Raw genomic sequence first — 17,811 nt, 5'->3', positions numbered from 1 at the left:
TGCCTGATTTCCCGTTGTTGTCCTGCGCATTGCCCAGGATGGCAACGGGAATTTCTTCTTGCACGCGTGAACAACGCATATCGCCTACAACCCAATCCAACCAAAGATGTCGAACCTTACCGAACGCGAAAAGATGCTCGCAGGCGAGCTCTACGATCCCTTCGACCCGGAACTGATGGAGGGCAGGGAACGTGCACGCGACCTTTGCCACTCGTTGAACAACACGCGCGACCGCGATGCGGATGAGCGCCGCTCACTGATGCATCAGCTCTTTGGCAAAGGCGGCGACACCGTGTGGATGCAGCCGCCCTTCTTTTGTGACTATGGCGCAAACATTGAGTTGGGTGAACGCGTGTTCTTCAACTTCAACTGTATTGTGCTGGATGTCTGCCCTGTCATCATTGGTGATTACACGCAGATCGGAAGCGGCGTGCAGATTCTTACACCGCTGCATCCGTTGGAGGCATCACTGCGTCGTCAACAGGAATACGGCGCGCCGGTCACCATTGGCAACGACGTATGGATTGGTGCGGGTGCACTGATTCTTCCCGGCGTCACCATTGGTGATCGTACAGTCATTGGCGCAGGCAGCGTGGTCACACGCGACATTCCTTCCGATGTGTTGGCCGTTGGCAATCCATGCCGCGTGCTTCGGCCCATCACATCGGAAGATCGCGCGAAGACAGCTAAGCCGTAACATCCACCGGCGGCTCGTTCGTGACAAACGTACGGATGAAATATGTTGCGCTCAATGTGCCATTCGCAGGCAGCCACTTGAAACCCGGTGTGTTCAGCGTGTGTCCGCGCTCCACCATGGACTGACGCGATTCAGGGAACGGGCTCACACCAAACTCCATGCCGCGTGTTACACCGGCGTTTTTCCACGGAGCGTGGCTACGGCTGCGATTCTCTTCCCAGATGCCAAGCCAGGGGAAGTCTGCGCCATCCCAGACGTACGCAATGGCGAAACGATACTTCGGCGACCACGCGCTGAAGTACGACTGCGGCTTCATCAGAACAGCGATGTAGCTGCTGGCTGGTGCATCGGGCTTCATGTCTGTGACGTTCACTACACCGCTGCCATTCACTGTTGGGGCATTGGGCCAGCCAAAAGGTGCGCCCTGCTTCAGATAAGCAGCCTCGCCTAAGCTCTCTGGATGCGTCATCGCAGGGCCTGCGGCGCTCATGCGGAATTCTGTTGTTGCTGGATCGAGGAATGGAGGCGACAGCGTTACATGCTGCGTCCATGCAATGGGACGATCGAACCCAACCTTATTCGTAACCCGCTCTTCGATACGGATGCCTTCACCCTCAAGCGTGAGCGTGCGAACGAAATCAATCTGCGCTAACGGGAAGTGTGCTGTGCAAGTGAGCGTGTTACCGGACTCCTCAATCGTGTACGGCAAGATGGAACTCTCGCCATGCACAGTCAGCCCTAGGGCCGCTTCCGCTTCGCTTGGTCCACCGAAAATATCCAGGCAAAGGTTGTGCCCTAGAATGCCTGACAGCAACTTGGCTTCTGCATCGCCACCGTAAAGCACTTCCTGCTCCGGCTTCAGCGCGCTTGGCTCCATGGTCGGCCAAGGCGGTGTCCACATCGGATTCACATCAGCCCGCTTGCTGTACACCTCAGCAATATGGCCACCTTCTTCCGTCACGGTGAGGCGAAGAAATTCGTTTTCAATCGAAACTGTGCGGCGTCCCAGATAGTTCGTCTTCGGCATGCCGTTATTCTCTCCCGAAACAGAATGCAGCGGTCGCTGCATTTTCGCGGCGACCGCTGCATTGGTTTCTTAATCTGTAGTTACAGCTTCTTAATGGAAATGTTACGCACCCAAAGGTCGCCAGTGGATTCCGACTCCACACCAATCTTGCCGCTGGGGCGGAAGTAAGTGGGATCGGTATCTACAAACTGCGTAATCAAGTGGCCATTCATGTAAATCGACGTGGAGTGACCAATCGCCACGACGATGAACTGGTTCCAATCGTCCTTGTGGAACCATTCGTCGTGCTGTGCCTTGTCCACGATCTTGGCCATGGCATAGCTGCCGCTGGCGTCACCATACATGGAGAATCCGGGCGTGGCGATGACGGCGCGACCGCTCTGTTCATAGAACATGCCGCTGTACTTGTTACCTTCATCAAAGTCAGCCTGCGGACCAGCCAGGTCCCACTTGGACTCAAACTCACGCGTGGGAGGCGTACCAGGGTTAGCGCATGCTGCGGGGCGTGGAGGACGTGCCGGTGCATTGGATCCTGCGGGACGCGGCGGTGGCGTGGGGCGTACTACCGGCGGGAACTTTGTGCCGGTTGAATTCGGATCGCCCGTGATGTAGCTGCGGAATTGCATGCCGCCGTTAATGTTGCCCGTGCCCTTCATTTCATACTTCAGCACGAAGTCACCAAACTCGCCCGCGGTGGAGACGGCATACACCGTGCCTGTGGGCTTCTCGCAGGTGGCAACGATATGAATCGAACCATCCTTGATGTCCCACAGGTTCGGGTCGTAGCTCCAGCCCTTCAGCGTTCCGTCAAAGAGCGATGTGAAGCCGGTGTTGTCGGCGAAGTCGACCATCGGCGGCGGCTGCTGAATGCGTTGGAATCCGGCGCGCAGCGGATTAGCAGGCGGCGCGCCCGCTGGTGCCTGCGCCACAAGTGTCGCGGAGAGTGTAAGTGCTCCCGCAGCGGCGATTAAGTTGCGATACTTCATCGGATACAGCCTCCGGTAATTCAGTTACAAAATTTCTGGACCTACTTAGCCGCAGCCTGCGGCATGAAGAAATATCAACGCGACAGTGGATGAGAAGTAAGCTCGACTTACTCCGTCGCCACCGTCTCCCACTTCTTTGTCTGTGCGGACTTTAATACCGCGTCCGTCACATATTCCGTCATCAAGCCATCGCGGAAGGTTGGGCCCACGGGCTTGCCACTGTCGAGCGAAGCTACGAAGTCTGCTACCTGGTGAGTGAACGTGTGTTCATAACCAATCTGCAATCCGGGTACCCACCAGTTCTTCATGTACGGGTGATCGCCATCGGTGATGTGAATGTCTGTCCAACCGCGCAGCTTGCCGTCGTTCTTGTAATCGAAGTACTGCAGATGGTGAAGGTCATGCAGATCCCACGATGCGGACGCCTTCTCACCGTTGATTTCAAGCGTGAACAGCGCCTTGTGACCGCGTGCATAGCGGGTCGCTTCAAACAGTGCGAGTGATCCGTTTTCGAAACGCGCGATGAATGCGGAAGCGTCATCAATCTTCACCGGGACGACTTCACCGGTGAGCGTGTTCTTGCGTTCCTTGATGAAGGTTTCCGTCGCGGCGCTGACTTCTTTGATGGGCCCGTTCAGCCACATGGCCATATCGATGTTGTGCGCGAGCAAGTCGCCAGTGACGCCGCTGCCGGAGACGGAAGCATCCAGACGCCACAGGCCTTCGCCGCCCATCGGCAAGTCCTGCGAGATGGTCCAGTCCTGCAGGAACTGCGTGCGGTAATGGAAGATGCGACCGAAGCGGCCTTCATCCAGCAGGTCCTTCAACATCACCACAGCGGGCACGCGGCGATAGTTGTACCAAACCATGTTGGCCACGCCTGCATCTTCCACGGCCTTCACCATGGTCTTCGCTTCTTCTGCGGTGCGGCCCAGCGGCTTTTCGCACATTACGATCTTGCCTGCCTTAGCGGCTGCAATCGCGATCTCTGCATGTGTGTCGTTCGGGCTGGCGATGTCGATCAGGTCAATGTCGTCGCGCTCGACGAGTTTCTTCCAATCGCTTTCAACGGACTGCCATCCCCAGTTATCCGCAAACTTTTTCACACGATCCGGGTTGCGTGCGGAGACAGCTTTCAGCACCGGCTCATACGGCAGATCGAAAAACTTTGGCGCCTGGCGAAACGCGTTGGAATGCGTGCGGCCCATAAAGCCATAGCCCACCAGACCAATGTTGAGTGTCTTCTTGCTCACTGTCTTCTCCGAAAATGAAAGCGCCCCATGCACATGAGGCGCTTTGAATCGTTAGTTCCAACCATGCGCATCGCGCACGTCGATCATCACCTTCAACACCTTGTTCCACGTCTGCGGATCAGTCATGACATCGTTCGGGAACATGCAGCCGTCCCAGCAGATGTGCTCAAACGCACGCGTGGGAACGCCGTTGTCATCGCGCATCCAAAGTCCTGCCACCTTCACGATGTCCATCAATCCATTCGGATCATCTGGAGGACAGTGGCGACCAGTCTTATCGTGCGAGCCCTGGCCCTTCACCGTGCCGTCGTTTTGTGCAACGTGGAAATCAAACGTCCACGGACGCAGAGCCTTGGTGACCTTCTTGAGCGCGGTCATGATCTCTTCAGGAGTGGCGCAGCCCTCAGCCACGATGCGGCTCTCTGGCGAGTTATAGCCCAGGGTGTACAGCATGGTGTGCGCCATGTCTGCCTGGAAGCCCACGGTCTTCGGCTTATTCACTTTTTCAAGCAGACGCAGCATGTGATCCCAGCCATGCATACCTGCCCAGCAGATTTCACCCTCTGCTGCCAGACGCTGACCTTCTGCTTCTGCAATGTTCGCGGCTTCACAAAAGGTCTTGGCGATCTTGTCCGTATTACCCTTCGGGTCCTTGTACCAGTCGCCGGTTCCTGTTGCGGAATCAATACGGATGACGCCGCTGGGACGCACGCCGAGCGCGGTCATCTTGCGGCCGATCACGCATGCCTTGCGGACCTGTTCCAGGAACTTACGGACTTCCATCTCGTTACCCATCGCTGAACCGCCGCCCGTGGGCGCCCACACCGGAGCAACAAACGATCCGCAGACAAGACCGCGAGATTGCAGCTTGTGCGCAAGTACCTTCAGGTCGTCATCGGTGGAATCAATCGACGTGTGCGGTGCGGACATGAACAGATCCACACCATCAAATTGCTGGCCGTTCACTTCAGCTTGCGCGGTCAGGTCCAGCATGGTGTCAAGATCAATAAACGGCTCGGTGGAATCCGGTCCCTTACCAACGATTCCGGGCCACATGGCGTTGTGCAGGCGCGGTTTGCTGTGTGTTGCTGACATGACAGTCCCTCGTTCGAGCATTTTGCGGCGTAAAGATGGGCCGCTTGATTTAGCCGGCCCACTCTACGCGAAATGTACTTACTTCTTCCAGCTTGACGGCCCGAAGTCGCGGATCAGTTCCGCGGCATCGGGATTGCCCGGTCCGAAGTGCTTCAGGATCACCAGCGGATCGGTGCCGCTTGCGTTCGTGATGGTCACGCCCTTGCGCGCGGCCGGTGCGGTGACGAAGAGTTCGTCTTCTGTCAGATCGCCAAAGCGAATCTGCGACGGCGTGCTGACGGGCGTGCCGCCGAAGTCGCCGTAGCCCTGCGTCACGATGAGACCATACGCCTCTGGATCGGTGATCGTCACGGTCGCTCCCGGCAGAATGGTCAATTCCTTTGCCGAGTAGAACTTGGTGCCGTACACCACCCACTTCTCCACGAACTTGCCCGCTTCCTCACGCTGCACCTTGGGGAAGACCTTCTTGTTCGCGCCGAAGTTCGGGTCCGTGTTTGCGTCCCAGTCCAGCATGCTGATGATGTATTCGATGTCTTGCTTCTTGTCTTCCGGAACATCCTTCACCAGCAGATCCCATGGAACGATGCGGCCTTCCACTTCGCTCTGGAACATGCCGAAAACGTCAGAGTTCACCTGCGGCTCATAAGTGCAGAGCGAGCCCGGCGCGTGCAGGATGCCCGGATCAATCTGCCATCCAGCACCCGGCTCCAGACGATAGGCGCGCGACAGGAACGTGATGCCGTTGTCGCCCTGCTGCCACTTCTTCAGGCATTCGCGAATCTGGTCCTTCGTGGTGCCCGGCTCCAGGCCCATGAAAGTGAAGGGGAAGTTGTTGAAGGTCTGGTTGTACTGTGGCGGGAAGTAATACGCCTCAGGCTTGCCCTTGAAACCGACGGCGCTGGCATGCTCCTCATTCTGGTGCATGTGGTGCGGAATGGGGCCTTCGTTATCGAAGAACTTGCACAGCAGGTTCCAGCCGCCTTCGCGCTTGAAAACGTCATCACCCAGCAGCAGTTCTCCTGCGACTTCGACGGCGTCCTTCAACAGAAACTTGTCGCCGTTCTTCGTCACCACGAAGGAAAGTCCTTCAAACTCCGTGGTGTCCGGGCCGTTTGCGGCCTTGGTGGTGGAAGAGAACCAACGCTCGTTAATGCCACCGCGATGTCCGCCAAAGGCGTAAATGTCATCGGGGTGGAGCTTCAGCCGCCGTCCGGGAATCATGAACGAGCGGGGAACCCACGAAGGGGCAAGCTTCAAAATACCTTTGCCAGCTTCTACTGCCTGCTGGACTGTGCTGCGTTCCACTGCCATGGTCGATCCTCGAGGAAAAAGTGTTCTGTAGGTACAGCCTGTGCGCAAGGCGGCGTTCGTTTGCGGCGTTGCGGCGGATATGAGACGTCTCAGTTCCGAGAGCGTAAGCCCCACAACGCAACCGTGTCAACCGTGTTTCCATCGCTTGTGCGCTGTTCGATTCCCGGTGATTGCAGGTTCTCTTCGGCTCACTCGTGTGTCACGCGGGGTTGATAGCATGGCGTGCATGGAATTCCTCCTTGACCCCGCCAGCTTTCGCGCCCTGATCTTCGACTGCGACGGAACACTGGTGGAGACGCTGCCCGCCCACATTGCCGCGCTACAGGCCACGTTGGGCCCCATGGGCATTTTGCCCACGGCAGAGTGGGCCCGGACGCTGTACGGCACCACGCCACCGCAGGTTCTGCTGGCCATTGAGAAGACCTACGGCCCCATTCCTGTGCCGCATGCTGACGTACTGAAGCAGTGGGTGATGAATTACGCAAAAAGCCTGCATCTGCTGCAACGCATCGTCTCGGTCTGCGATGTTGCTCTCCACTTTCAGGGCAAAGTTCCCATGGCCGTAGCCTCAAATAACCAGCGCGCCAATATTGAGGCCACACTCCGTGCGGTGGGCATGGATGGGGTCTTTGGATGGATCGTTTCAGGTGAGGATGTGGCCAAGGGCAAACCCGCACCCGATCTGTTTCTGGAAGCAGCCCGCCGCATGCAAATGGAACCGCAGGACTGCTTGGTTTTTGAGGATTCCCGTGAAGGCGTGGAAGCGGCTGAAGCAGCCGGAATGCGGGTGATCCGCATCGACGCCAGTGCGGATCGCGTTCCTGTGGCCAGCGAGACACGCTAGAACACAATCCCGCCCAGACTCGATATCATCAACTGTGCTTCGGATGCCCGTCCCCAGACCCACCAAAACGGTCTGGGCGGAGTCCAATGGGGGAATGTTGCGAACGCTGCAAAGACTGGCACTTGGAACGATTGCAGGCCTGTCGTTTGCAGTCGTTTCCCTGGCGCAGACGCCTGCCCCCTCTGCCGTTGGCTGGTTGCGTTACGTCATTCCGCCAGACCCGCCGCGCTACCACGACATGCCCCATGCCGTTGCGCTTCTAGGCGACGCCAACGGGCGTCCTGCACCGGAAGAAGAAGCCGCCGCGGAGGAGCTGGATCGCGGGCTGGGCCACATGGTTGCCGGAACGGACATCCTGCTGCATCGCATTGACCCGCGCAACGACGCCATCATTCTTGGTACACCCGAGGCACTGCGTCGCTCCGGTTTAGCCCGCATTGCACCCGGTTGGGTGGACAAGCCGGTGCCGGAAGAAGGTTTCCGCATCGTTCATCTGCGCAACGGTATCCGGCAGTGGTGGGTTCTGGAGGGAGGATCGCCCAGCGCGGAACTTTATGCAGCCTTCCGTTTCGCAGCCATGGTCACGGAAGACCGCCAACTGCCGAACGAACTTGCCGAATCGCCGCGTTTCCCTCTCCGGGCTGTTCAGATCGAAGGTTCCGTTCCGGAAGACGGTGTGCTGCGTCAGTACGGACGGCTTCTTGCCTCGGTTGGTATCAACGGCGTCGTCCTGAACTGCAATGCGCAACAGAAGGCTGAAGCAGCGCGACTCTTCCGTCCGTTTGGCATCCGCGTGTGGTCCAGCGCGGCTGACATGGAGGCTGAACGAAACATTCATCTTCAGGACAGCAGCTTTGCCGATGCGCCCATGAGTGGCCTTGCCCCAGAGAGCGCTGGGAAGGAACACCGTGCAGCGCGTTTTCTTTTGCTTCCCGGTGGCCTCCGCCAGCCCGTTACGCCGTTGCGTGCGTGGCAGATGACTTTGCGGACTCCGGTAGCTGCGAACCTCAGCGGCGGCCTAGGCGTGCTTTCACAGGAAGCCGTACTGCCGCTGCTGGAGCAGCCCATGCTGCAAGCCAGCCTGTATGCCTTTGGCCGGTTCGCGTGGAATCCGGAAGAATCGCGGGACAGCATCGTTGACCAGTGGGCTCGCCAAACGTGGGGCGATGACGCGCGCATCTTTGATGTGGCGAAGAAGATCGTTCTCGACAGCGAAGCCAGTTACGCCGGCATCACGTCGCCGCTGGGGCTGCCGCGCCTGGGAACGGAACATGGACCCGATCCCATGACTTCCGAAACGGGACATCCGCTGGCGGACCGCCAGAGTATCGGCGCAGCGAGGCTGCAATCTGCAGAATTTCCAGAAGCCTTCCGCAGGGAATATGAGAACCCTTCGTCGACACCGCCGGAGTGGCTGTTGCTGCTGCACCGTGTACCTCTCAGCTTCCGCGTACGCGACGGCCAGACTGTGACGCAGGCAGTGTATGACGCCGCCTTTACTGGCGCATCCGCAGCCGCCAATGCGGACGACGCGTGGGACGAGACGCGCGAACTGGTGGAACCAGAGCGATGGACACCCACGCATCTGCTGTTGCAGGACAACGCACGCCGCGCAGAGATATGGCGCGAAGCGGTCGTCGACTGGCTCTTGCGCGTGACTGGCCAGCCCGACACGCTGGGCTTTGCGGGTAAGCACGCGGGCCGCATCGAAGCCGAAACGATGACGTTGAAGGGTTACCGCACGATCTTTACCGAAGACAAGGAAGGCTCGTCTGGCGGCGCTTACATTGCCTGCTCGCTATCCGACTGCTCTGCCAGCACCGAGTTCCGTGGCGAAGAGAATGTCTACCGCATTGAGGTGGGCTACTTCGACGCGCCGCAGGCACCGCAGCGATTCGTGCTGCGCATCAATGGCGCGGTGGTGGATACATGGACATCGGCTGTGCGCGGCGCAGAGCCCGGAGGCATTTCTGCCGAACGATTTGTTCGCAACGGTGTGCGTCTAAAACCGGGCGACCGCATTGAAATTCACAGCACCGGTGCGATGGACTTCGTGGAAATCACCCGCGATCCGCGCTGGAACTGATGACGTGCGTGAATGAAATGATAGTGTGAGCTTGAACGCGATGATTGACGAGCCAACACCTGACCTCCACGGCCTGCGCCGCCGCAAAATGCTTGCAGCCGTGTACATCATTGGCGGCGTGGCGGAGGTTACTGCGTTCAGCATCCTTGCCGTGCTTCATTTGCTGCCGTATTTTCCGGCTGCATTCGGCATCATCCTGGGACTGCACCTACTGCCGTTGGCCGGAGTGTTTCACTCGTCGCACTTCCGCACATTTGGCTGGGCCATTACGCTGTGGTCGGCGGGATGCCTGCTGCTTACAGAACATCTGGTGCTGATGAGCAGCGCCGGCATTCTGGTGCTGGCGACGCTGCTCATTCTTGTATTGCTGTTCCTTGGCCGTGCTGCGACGCCTGCAAAGACTGCTTCCTGAGCGCACGACTTACGGTGTCGCGCGCACCAGTTCCAGCGCGCTGTCAGCCCGCACCGTCACGCGAGCTACATCCGCAGGCACAATCACGGAAGTGCTGGCCGGAAGCTCTGTTAGGGCCTCACCCACGACAATCACCTGCGCATCGCCACCGATGGCCGTCAGGCAGTAGGGCTTGTCACCGGGATTCTCAAACTCGATGGTGTCGCCAATCTTCAACGAGAAGCTGTCCACGGTGAAGTACTTTTCCTGGATCAACCGCTTGCCTTCGCGTCCATCCACGGAGATCGGTTTTGCCTCAACCTTGCCCGCACGCGTGGTCACCTTGCTGACGGCCAATCCCTTGTCGACATGCAGTTCGCGCGGACGGCCATAGTCGTACAAGCGATAGGTGGTGTCAGAGGTCTGCTGCGTTTCGAGGATTGTGACGCCCGGCCCGATGGCGTGGACCGTACCTGCGTCCACAAACACCATGTCGCCAGCGACCACGGGGATGTGTTCCAACAGATTTTCGGCAGTGCCGTTTGCGATGGCATCACGCAGACCGTCGAGCGTGGTGCCCTGCTTGAGACCGCATGCCACCGTGGCACCCGGTTCAGCATCCAGGATGTACCAGCACTCTGTCTTGCCACGGCCAATGTTCAGCGCGGCGGCTTCTTCGTCGTTGGGATGAACCTGCACGGAAAGCTTGTCATCCGGAAACAACAGCTTCATCAGAAGCGGGAACTCTTTCTCTTTTGCCAATATTCCCAGCAGCCGAACCGGCTCTTTCCCCGCCAGTGATGCAAGCGTTTCGCCTGCATAATCGCCGTCGTTCACTAGGGACTGCGGCCCGGTCAGCCAGGCTTCGCCAATCGGATCCTTGTACTTGGCGTCGCGCTCAACCCAGTCGGGATACCAAGGCTTCAGGTCTCGGCGACCCCATGTGCGTTCGGAAAAGGACGGATGCAGGCGAAATGGATTGAGAGTGCTCATGGCACTCCCATTGTCCTCCATTGCGGCTGTTTAGCGCATTACATTGCGTAGAGTGGCTGCGGCGCTTTCTGGTGTGATGTCGCGCTGCGGACATCCGAGAAGTTCAAATCCCACCATGAACTTGCGCACCGTGGCCGACCGCAATAACGGCGGATAGAAGTGCGCATGCAACTGCCATTCCGGATGCTCTTCGCCATCGCATGGGGCGGGATGAAAGCCCATGGAATATGGGAACGGCGCATCGAAAACCCGGTTGTAGCCAGCGGTGAGTGTCTTGAGGATGTCCGCGAGACCATCGCGTTGGGCCTCACTCAGCGCTCGCATGGAGGCAACAGGATCGCGCGGCAACACCAGGGTTTCAAACGGCCACACTGCCCAGAACGGAATCACCACAACCCACGTGTCGTTCTGCGCGACCACGCGTTCGCCCTTCTCCAGTTCCTTCTGCAGATAGGCGTGCAACATGGTTTCGCCGTGCTTCGCGAAGTATTCCTTTTGCGTGCGCAGCTCGGTGGCAGGTTCGTTGGGGATGTGTTCTGTGGCCCATATCTGGCCGTGCGGATGCGGATTGCTTGCACCCATCATGGCGCCACGATTTTCAAAGATCTGCACGTAGCGAATGCCGGGGTTTGCCGCCAGTTCTGCCTCCTGCCCAGCCCACACATCCACCACGCCGCGGATGGATGGCACGTCCATCGTTGCCAGCGTCAGGTCATGCCGCGGACTGAAGCACAACACACGGCAGATGCCACGCTCCGTCTCGGCATGCAGCAGGCCATCGTCTTCCGTGATGGTTTCCGCGTCGGGCTTCAGAGCCGCGTAATCATTGGTGAAAACGTAGGTGCCGGTGTAATGGGGCGTCTGCTCGCCACCAGCGCGCGGATTGCCGGGACATAGGTAGCACGACGGATCGTACTGCGGCGATTGCGGGACAGCAGCGTCTTCTGTCTGCCCCTGCCATGGGCGCTGCGTGCGATGCGGCGATACGAGAACCCATTCTCCACGGAGCGGATTCCAGCGACGATGCGGGGTGGTCAGCAACAGCGGATTCATTACGCACGCTCCAGTTGCGCCAGCGCGCCATCGGCCGGTGTGCAGACGTAGATTTCAGCTTCGATATTGAAGTGCCCTTTGTATGCCACGGCAAGCTGCGCTGTGAATTGCGGAACGTCCTCCGATGCGACAAGGCTTACCGTGCATCCACCAAAACCGCCGCCAGTGAGACGTGCGCCATAGCAACCCGGCAGCGTGACGGCTGTGGCTGCAAGGAAATCAATTTCCGGGACGCTGTCTTCAAAGTCGTCGCGCTGGCTGGCGTGGGAACCGTTCATCAACTCGCCAAGCTTCACGGCGTCGCCTGCTTTCATGGCGACCTCTGCTTGCCGCACGCGTGCATTCTCGGTGATGACGTGTTTGCAACGCTTGTACACGTTGTCGCTCAGGCTGGCACGTACAGCTTCTAACTGCTCTGTCGTCGCGCGACCGAGATCTTCCGCTTCAGGGAAGCGAGCACGGATAACAGCCTGACCTTCCTCCAGTTCGCGGCGTCGCACACCGTAATCGCCCGTAGCCACGGAGTGCCGCACCATGCTGTTGGCAATCACAATGCTGCACTGTGCCAGGAAGCCGGTATTCATCGGCAGCAGCTCGTAGGTGAGTGTGCGCGTGTTCAGCAGCAACGCGTGCCCTTCCGTTGCGGCAGTCACAACAAACTGGTCCATGATGCCGCAGGGCGAACCGACAAAGCGGTTCTCCGCGCGCTGGCACAGCAACGCAATCTCCTTTGCCTCAAGCACCGTGCCCGCATGGCGCAGCAGTGCAACGGCGGTGGCTACTTCAATCGACGCGGACGAGCTTAGCCCCGCACCCAGCGGCACGTTGCCATCCAGCTCCATGCGGAATGGTGGTACATCAATGCCCAGAGCCCACAGCTCATGCAACACGCCTGCGGGATAGTCGCTCCATGCGCCGGTAGCCTTCTCATCGCGCGAGCTCGCGTGCTCTCCGGGAAACGCTGTCGAGGTAAACACGTAGCCGTCTGCGGCAGCGGTCACGGTGGCCTTCGTTGCAAAGGGAATCGCCATGGGCAACACCAGTCCGCCGGTGTAATCGGTGTGTTCGCCCAGCAGATTTACACGGCCTGGAGCATACGTAAACATTGCAGATGTCAAACGCTAAACCTCTCTCCGCAGCATAGCTTGGCGATTCTGTAATGCAAACCGATGTATGCTTTTCTGCGCAGCTCGACCACCTGATTCTGAGGTCTCAAAAAAATTCTATGCGACGTATTGCCTTTGCCTTGCTTGCTTCTGCACTTTCTCTGTCTGCGGTGGCGCAGACCAAACCCGCAGCACAGACCACGCTGGCGGCCACACCGCCTATGGGATGGAACTCGTGGAACTGGTTCGCCGGCAAGGTGACTCAGGATGACGTTAAGGCCGCAGCAGATCTCATCGTCTCCAGCGGCATGCGCGATGCGGGCTATGTGTACGTGAACATTGACGATACGTGGGAAGGTAAGCGCGACGCGAGCGGCGTTCTACACACCAACGAGAAGTTCCCGGACATGAAGGCGCTGGCCGACTACGTGCACAGCAAGGGCCTGAAGCTGGGCATTTACTCCAGCCCTGGCGACCAGACCTGCGCTAAGTACGAAGGCAGCCTGGGCCATGAGCAGCAGGATGCTGACCTCTATGCGTCTTGGGGTATCGATTACCTCAAGTACGATCTCTGCGGCTTCGGCAAGGAGATGAAAAGCAAGGCTCCGGATGACAAGCTGAAGCAGAACCAGATGATGCAGGAAGCCTACGAGAAAATGCACCAGGCGCTGCTGAAGACTGGCCGTCCCATCGTCTACAGCCTGTGCCAGTACGGATTTGATTCCGTGTGGCAGTGGGGACCGTCCGTGGGCGCGAACCTGTGGCGCACCACGGGCGATGTGCAGGCAAACTGGGCCTCAATCGCGCTCATTGCAAAGACGCAGATTGGATTGGGCAAGTACGCTGGCCCCGGCCACTGGAACGACCCCGACATGCTCGAAGTCGGCAATGGCAAGCTGACGCCAGATGAGAACCGCGCGCACATGGGTATGTGGGCCATGCTGGCTGCACCTCTGTTGGCAGGCAACAACCTGACGCAGCTGACGCCAGAGGTCACTGGCATCCTGACCAATCGCGAAGTCGTTGCAATCAACCAGGACAAGCTGGGCAAGCAGGCCGAGCGTGTTTACCAGGAAGGACCAATCGAAATCTGGTCGCGGCCGCTGGCAGACGGTGGTGTGGCGCTGGCGGTCATCAACTTTGGCGAGGATGAAAACTTTGTACGCGGCATTGGCCTCCACCTCAAGGAAGCAGGCGTGAAGCCGGGCATGAAGGCGCACGATATCTGGAATGCAAAGGATCTTGGCGCAATCAAGGACGACTACAAGTACTCGCTGAAGCGTCACCAGATGTTGCTGCTTCGCTTCTCGAAGTAGTTTCAAGCTGATTCAATATTGGCCCGTCATCCACAACGAAGCGACATGCTTCGCTCTGGATGACGGGCCTTCACCATTGCGCTCTACCACTCAAATCGCAAACCGGCCTGCAGGCGACGTTCGCGCGTGGGAGAGTTTGCTGACTGGCTCGCCATGCCGAAGGGCTTGCCTGTTACACCCTCTGCTGCAATCGTTGCGGCATCCTGAAATGTAAGCGGCACCACGCCATCCACGCCTGCTGATCCGACAAGGAATGCGCGCTGCTCCACGGTGGTCACGTTCACGTGATTCATCAGGTTGTACGCCTGCATCATCAGTTGCAGGTGCGCACGATCATGCATCATCGCAAAGGCACGCGACAGACTGAGATCGACATTCTCGGTCCACGGTAGTCGCAACGTATTACGGCCCACACTGGGCAGGTAATTCGCACCGCCGGAGCTGTTCAAACTCTCACGACCGCCTGGCAACGATGAGCCGCCGGAGAGGTTGTAACTGTAGGGTCGTCCGCTCTGGAACAGAAGCACAGGTGAGACTGACCATCCGTTCGCAACATGCCGTAACACTGCATGAGTGCTGTTTACGCGCGGCTGCCACACCGCGAGCATCGTTACGCGATGACGATGATCGAAGTTCGATGGTGCACGATCGTACAACGGGCTGTACGGATCGAAGTGCGCATTCTCATTGCTGGCCGTTGGGCCAGTGCGCACTGTGTCCAATGATTTGCTGTACGTCCAAGACGCGCGCAGTGTAAGTGTGCGCGGTGTTTGGTGCTGCAGCGTCAACGCCATCGCGTGATACGTTCCGTTGCCATCTGACAGGATTCCGGTCACCGGACCAAATGCGGATGTCTTGCGCGCGGTGTACAGCGGCACATGAAACACCTCCCCACCACTTACGCCCGCTTCGCCGCCATTGCGCACAATGCGGAATGCAAGATTGGATGTTGACGGAGCGATGTTGAGATCGACGGTGTCCGTCAGTTCGCGGCTCAATGCAAGGATGTAGCTGCCAGAGATATTCGTTCGAATACCTAGTTGCTGAGATACTGACAACTCTGCTGTCTGAGCTGCGGGCATCTGAAACGAACGTGAAAAGACCCACGCTGCACCAACACTCGCTAATGGCCCGAACGGCGTGCAAGTGTAGGTTGCGGGATAGCCAAAGTTCGTTCCATACGAAGCGCACGCTGGATCAATGATGGTGCGCGGGGTGATGCGAAGCTGTGTCTGGCTTGCGGTCTGTGCCGTGTTCGCAAGCGCACGCTGAATCGTGGTGCCGGGGATGCTGGAGAACTGAAATCCATACGCCACACGCACCACCGTGCTGCTAGTGGGCGCATACGAGATGCCTGCGAATGGCGCGAGGTTGTTGGTGTCTGAGGGCATGGTCTGGGTAGCTGCAAAGCCGCCGAAGACCGCGTCGATGCTTGCATTCGGATGCTGTGGCGGAGGCAGGCGATTCCACTCGTAACGCGCACCTGCATTGATGTGCAGTCGTGGTGTCACACGCCAGCGATCCGAAACAAACGCACTCCACTCCGCTGTATGGAAATGCGTTTCTGGAACATTGCCGAACGTCTGCGTGAAGTTGGAGAAGCAGAAGTAATGCGGCTGCGAATAGACCGATGGGCAGCCGCCATTCGGATAGTTGGCAGAGTTGTAAGTGTAGTCCGTGAGGAAATCCACCAGCGAACCCGCGTGTCCCGATGCGGTGGAGTTGGCATAGAGATAGCGACCGTTGTTCGCTTCGCTTCCAGCGATGCGCTCGTCCGATGCAATCAGCGATGTGCCCACACTCGCCTGGTGCGCACGTCCATGGAATTGCAATGCAATTCCGGCCTCTGCATTGCGTTCATCAGGAAGTCTGCGCAGGCCCGTTACAGGCGCGCTGCCAAACGAGAACGCATCAGACAGATCCACCTGCGGAGCGCTACCGCCTGGGCCCGTGTGCGGTTCCTGTGGCAATGGTGTTGGTGATTCGGCGTAGGTCACGTCGCGGCTGTAGCCGATGCGCGCATCCACACTCCATCGCGGATGCAGCATCACGGTTGTGTGTAGCAGAACGTCATCGCCTTCGGTGCGAACACTGCCGATGCTGCCGCGTCCACGAGCCACTACCGGCAAAGCGTTCTGTCCTGCAGCAGAATCGAAACGCACGCGGTTCCACTGCGCCGAGGTGTTGCTGCGTGCCGTATCCCAATCCAGCCGGGGAAAGAGTGACACCTCATTCGCGTGGCGATCCAGCGTGCCGCTCAGACTGTCGATGTACGCAAGACCTTTCGTGATCGCAGTCGTGCTGACGCCACGGTTCGCTAACAAAGCGAGTTGCACCGCTGTCAGCGAGTAAAACACGCTGTCTGACGGACTGGAGATCGCAGGGAAGCTTCTGCGCTGGCCATCCATTGCGACGAAACCATACACGCCACGGAGCCCCAGTTTTCCGCCGAGGGAGCCACCGAATTGTTCACGTTGATCGCGCGGTTTCACCAACGTCGTCGTGGGTAATCCATTGTTATAACGAGTCGTGGTGCTGAAGGGGTTCGCTGCATTGCCCGCGCTGTTGCGTATCAGGAAGAACGCTGAGCCGTGAATCTTCTCACCACCGCGACGTGTGATGGTTCGCAGTGCTCCGCCCGCTCCATGAGGTTGCGAGGAATCTGCATCGGCCACGGCGCGCACGCCGAACTCCTGCACTGCTTCCTGCGTGATGGTGAAAGGAAGCGCGCTGCCACCCCGTGGCTGCATATCAAACTGACGTGTGTGGTCCGCACCATCCAGAGTGAAGCGGTTCAGCGCAGGGTCTTGAGCACGAATGGAAAGCCGCGCGTTGTCGGTGTCTCCAATTGCTTCAGGGGCGCTCTCTTCTGCGGGATTCAGCACTACATCCGCATCTTCCGCTGCGACCAGCGGTGTGAGTACTGCCAGTGATTGGAATCTACGCCCATCCAGCGGAAGCATCTGCAACTGTTGCGGTGACAGATTTGCATTCAATGGAGAATCAAACGCCAGCGCAGGAGATGCGGTGACTTCCACTGTCTGAACCACTCGACCAATCTGCATTTGCGGAATGAGGCGGGTTGTCTTGCCGACAGCTACATCCACCGCGTTGATCTGCAAAGGATTGAATCCTGTAGCCGCAGCGGAAAGCACGTAACTTCCGGGTGTGAGCGATGGAAAGAAAAACTCACCCAGACGATCCGATTGCAATGTGCGCTGTTGGCCCGTATGTACATCGCGCAAAGTGATCGTAACGGCGGAAATCGCGGCGCCAGAGGGATCGTGCACACTGCCGTTCAATGCGCCGGTGGATGCGTCCTGCGCCATGGCAATAGGGACGGTGGCGAGACTCAGCAGCAACGCGGTGAACGTTTGGCGTGGATGGAGGAGGGCAGTGATGCGAGACAAACCGAGCAAACGAAACAGTACTCCGCAACCGCACGCTGAAGCATACGGTCATCTTCTTCGGAACACACTACTGCGAGAACAAAGGCACTACTGCTGAGCTCCTCCTGTCTTGTCTGGAGGAGCGTCTACATAACAAAATTCGGATTTCCGCAGCGTAGCGGTTTTATCGTTAAAACGCAAAATAGTGCGGGCAAAAATGAAGGGCGACGGTTCTCACCGTCGCCCCTTCGCATACAACGATCC

The 17,811-nt window shown here is 58.5% G+C and carries 14 protein-coding genes; 5 read left to right on the top strand and 9 right to left on the bottom strand.

The genetic code is table 11. The features are described 5' to 3' along the window. Window positions 1-106: 106 nt before the first annotated feature. A complete protein-coding gene (locus tag BLT38_RS18315; protein ID WP_083346479.1) occupies window positions 107-697 on the top strand; it encodes a sugar O-acetyltransferase in 591 nt (196 codons plus the stop codon). Here the strand turns inward: BLT38_RS18315 and BLT38_RS18310 are convergent. The 5 genes from BLT38_RS18310 to BLT38_RS18290 all read right to left on the bottom strand — a co-directional run bounded on the left by BLT38_RS18310 (window position 687) and on the right by BLT38_RS18290 (window position 6,369). Next, on the bottom strand, window positions 687-1,724 hold the full coding sequence (locus BLT38_RS18310; RefSeq protein WP_156785203.1) for a hypothetical protein: 1,038 nt from the start codon (window positions 1,722-1,724) through the stop codon (window positions 687-689). The genes BLT38_RS18315 and BLT38_RS18310 overlap by 11 nt on opposite strands. Before the next feature lie 80 nt (window positions 1,725-1,804). Further along, a complete protein-coding gene (locus BLT38_RS18305; protein ID WP_083346477.1) occupies window positions 1,805-2,710 on the bottom strand; it encodes a 3-keto-disaccharide hydrolase in 906 nt (301 codons plus the stop codon). A gap of 107 nt (window positions 2,711-2,817) precedes the next feature. Beyond that, window positions 2,818-3,963 (bottom strand): Gfo/Idh/MocA family protein, encoded by a 1,146-nt coding sequence (locus tag BLT38_RS18300; protein WP_083346476.1) that lies wholly within the window; start codon window positions 3,961-3,963, stop codon window positions 2,818-2,820. A gap of 51 nt (window positions 3,964-4,014) precedes the next feature. Continuing rightward, window positions 4,015-5,058, bottom strand: a complete 1,044-nt coding sequence (locus BLT38_RS18295; RefSeq protein WP_083346475.1) for a TIM barrel protein — start codon at window positions 5,056-5,058, stop codon at window positions 4,015-4,017. Window positions 5,059-5,136: 78 nt separating this feature from the next. Continuing rightward, window positions 5,137-6,369, bottom strand: a complete 1,233-nt coding sequence (locus tag BLT38_RS18290) for a hypothetical protein (RefSeq protein ID WP_083346474.1) — start codon at window positions 6,367-6,369, stop codon at window positions 5,137-5,139. A 226-nt stretch (window positions 6,370-6,595) separates the two neighbouring features. On the opposite strand from BLT38_RS18290, the gene BLT38_RS18285 reads away from it, so the two are divergent. From BLT38_RS18285 to BLT38_RS18275, 3 genes are all read left to right on the top strand, one after another. Continuing rightward, entirely contained in the window at window positions 6,596-7,213 is a 618-nt protein-coding gene (locus BLT38_RS18285) for an HAD family hydrolase (protein ID WP_172838346.1), read from the top strand. A 94-nt stretch (window positions 7,214-7,307) separates the two neighbouring features. Further along, the gene (locus tag BLT38_RS18280; RefSeq protein ID WP_172838345.1) at window positions 7,308-9,299 is read left to right on the top strand and encodes an alpha-glucuronidase family glycosyl hydrolase; all 1,992 of its coding nucleotides are present in this window, start codon (window positions 7,308-7,310) and stop codon (window positions 9,297-9,299) included. Window positions 9,300-9,324: 25 nt separating this feature from the next. Further along, window positions 9,325-9,711 (top strand): hypothetical protein, encoded by a 387-nt coding sequence (locus BLT38_RS18275; protein ID WP_083346471.1) that lies wholly within the window; start codon window positions 9,325-9,327, stop codon window positions 9,709-9,711. Window positions 9,712-9,720: 9 nt separating this feature from the next. Here the strand turns inward: BLT38_RS18275 and BLT38_RS18270 are convergent, their stop codons facing one another. The 3 genes from BLT38_RS18270 to galK are packed head-to-tail and all read right to left on the bottom strand — an operon-like array spanning window position 9,721 to window position 12,854. Further along, a complete protein-coding gene (locus BLT38_RS18270) occupies window positions 9,721-10,683 on the bottom strand; it encodes a type I phosphomannose isomerase catalytic subunit (protein ID WP_083346470.1) in 963 nt (320 codons plus the stop codon). A gap of 30 nt (window positions 10,684-10,713) precedes the next feature. Continuing rightward, entirely contained in the window at window positions 10,714-11,736 is a 1,023-nt protein-coding gene (locus BLT38_RS18265; protein ID WP_083346469.1) for a UDP-glucose--hexose-1-phosphate uridylyltransferase, read from the bottom strand. Beyond that, window positions 11,736-12,854 (bottom strand): galactokinase, encoded by a 1,119-nt coding sequence (gene galK / locus BLT38_RS18260; protein ID WP_231966612.1) that lies wholly within the window; start codon window positions 12,852-12,854, stop codon window positions 11,736-11,738. The genes BLT38_RS18265 and galK overlap by 1 nt, the downstream gene beginning before the upstream one ends. Before the next feature lie 107 nt (window positions 12,855-12,961). Here galK and BLT38_RS18255 point away from each other — a divergent pair, with 107 nt between their 5' ends. Beyond that, window positions 12,962-14,158: a glycoside hydrolase family 27 protein gene (locus BLT38_RS18255; protein ID WP_083346467.1), complete on the top strand. Its 1,197-nt coding sequence runs from the start codon at window positions 12,962-12,964 to the stop codon at window positions 14,156-14,158. Between the two features lie 83 nt (window positions 14,159-14,241). Here the strand turns inward: BLT38_RS18255 and BLT38_RS18250 are convergent, their stop codons facing one another. Continuing rightward, the gene (locus BLT38_RS18250; RefSeq protein WP_083346466.1) at window positions 14,242-17,577 is read right to left on the bottom strand and encodes a carboxypeptidase-like regulatory domain-containing protein; all 3,336 of its coding nucleotides are present in this window, start codon (window positions 17,575-17,577) and stop codon (window positions 14,242-14,244) included. Window positions 17,578-17,811: the final 234 nt, after the last annotated feature.

Source organism: Terriglobus roseus (genome assembly GCF_900102185.1).
Lineage (GTDB): Bacteria > Acidobacteriota > Terriglobia > Terriglobales > Acidobacteriaceae > Terriglobus > Terriglobus roseus_A.
Note: the sequence above shows the minus strand (reverse complement) of the source record. Positions and strands in the feature narration are given on the sequence as shown.

Bases quoted from the DNA above. Each gene is read 5' to 3' on its own strand.
- BLT38_RS18315 (WP_083346479.1), top strand. From the start codon at position 107: ATGTCGAACCTTACCGAACGCGAAAAGATGCTCGCAGGCGAGCTCTAC.
- BLT38_RS18310 (WP_156785203.1), bottom strand. From the start codon at position 1,724: ATGCCGAAGACGAACTATCTGGGACGCCGCACAGTTTCGATTGAAAAC.
- BLT38_RS18305 (WP_083346477.1), bottom strand. From the start codon at position 2,710: ATGAAGTATCGCAACTTAATCGCCGCTGCGGGAGCACTTACACTCTCC.
- BLT38_RS18295 (WP_083346475.1), bottom strand. From the start codon at position 5,058: ATGTCAGCAACACACAGCAAACCGCGCCTGCACAACGCCATGTGGCCC.
- BLT38_RS18290 (WP_083346474.1), bottom strand. From the start codon at position 6,369: ATGGCAGTGGAACGCAGCACAGTCCAGCAGGCAGTAGAAGCTGGCAAA.
- BLT38_RS18285 (WP_172838346.1), top strand. From the start codon at position 6,596: ATGGAATTCCTCCTTGACCCCGCCAGCTTTCGCGCCCTGATCTTCGAC.
- BLT38_RS18280 (WP_172838345.1), top strand. From the start codon at position 7,308: ATGTTGCGAACGCTGCAAAGACTGGCACTTGGAACGATTGCAGGCCTG.
- BLT38_RS18270 (WP_083346470.1), bottom strand. From the start codon at position 10,683: ATGAGCACTCTCAATCCATTTCGCCTGCATCCGTCCTTTTCCGAACGC.
- BLT38_RS18265 (WP_083346469.1), bottom strand. From the start codon at position 11,736: ATGAATCCGCTGTTGCTGACCACCCCGCATCGTCGCTGGAATCCGCTC.
- BLT38_RS18255 (WP_083346467.1), top strand. From the start codon at position 12,962: ATGCGACGTATTGCCTTTGCCTTGCTTGCTTCTGCACTTTCTCTGTCT.